Source organism: Streptomyces sp. UNOB3_S3, from assembly GCF_020740895.1.
Classification (GTDB): domain Bacteria; phylum Actinomycetota; class Actinomycetes; order Streptomycetales; family Streptomycetaceae; genus Streptomyces.
This window is the reverse complement of record NZ_JAILXP010000738.1, coordinates 1-824: the sequence shown is the minus strand read 5'-3', so window position 1 is coordinate 824 and position 824 is coordinate 1. Positions and strand designations below refer to the sequence as shown.

1 protein-coding gene is annotated in these 824 nt (G+C 72.8%); it reads right to left on the bottom strand.

What is annotated here, in order from left to right; translation table 11 throughout:
- Positions 1-186 precede the first annotated feature (186 nt).
- Positions 187-738 carry a hypothetical protein gene (locus K6I33_RS35380; protein ID WP_229358880.1) on the bottom strand — a complete coding sequence of 184 codons (552 nt, stop codon included), beginning with the start codon at positions 736-738 and terminating at the stop codon, positions 187-189.
- Positions 739-824: the final 86 nt, after the last annotated feature.

Below are 824 nucleotides of genomic sequence, written 5' to 3'. Positions count from 1 at the left end.
GGACACGGGACGGCGGGTGCTGGCGGCCGCGCGGGACGCCTTCGACCAGGCGCTCACCACCACCGCGTACGTCTCGGCGGGCATCGTCGTCGCGGTCACCCTGCTGACCGTGTTCATGGTCCCGCGCGGCTTCAAGGTGACGGGCGGCGGCCACTGAACGACGACCGCCCGCCGCCCCCTCCCGGGTCAGGGCACGATGCGCAGCTGCACCACGCCACCCGCCTGCCGGACCCCCTCCGGTGTCAGACAGCCCACCGGCAGCCCCGTCGGCGCCAGCTCGATGATCCGCTCCGCCATCGCGCCCTTGTCACGCCCCTTGACCACGACGCCCGAGAGCCGCACCGCGTTGAAGCCCAGGACCCGCCCGGCGTGGCCGGTGGAGTAGTCGATCTCCGAGACGGAGCCGTCCCCGTAGCGCACGACCTCGTGCCCCCTGGGCGTATCGAGCGCGAGGCATGTGCTGTCCGGTGACACGGCGGCGATGTCACCGGCGGCCGCGACGGTGCGCCCCGGGCGGTCCGAGCAGGTGTACGACGCATGAGCCCGGATGCCGACCCGCCGGGGCGTCAGCGTCAGGCCCGGCCGGTACGAGGTGTTCTCCTGGCCCTGACATGCGACCGGCTGCCCGTGGGCGTGCCGCCCGTGGCCGTCGGCCCCGGCGGGTGGAGCCCACCCCAGGCAGGTCGCGATCAGTGCCAGTGAGCTCGACGCGACCCCGATGCCGCGCTTTCCGGTCATGCGGTACCCCTCCACAAAGCCTCGACGCGCCCGGAACGGCGCGTTCCGGCCCTCCCTACCCCCACCTGTCTCTTATACTCTTATAA

Coding starts and splice junctions, on each gene's coding strand:
- K6I33_RS35380 (WP_229358880.1), bottom strand. CDS start 738: ATGACCGGAAAGCGCGGCATCGGGGTCGCGTCGAGCTCACTGGCACTG.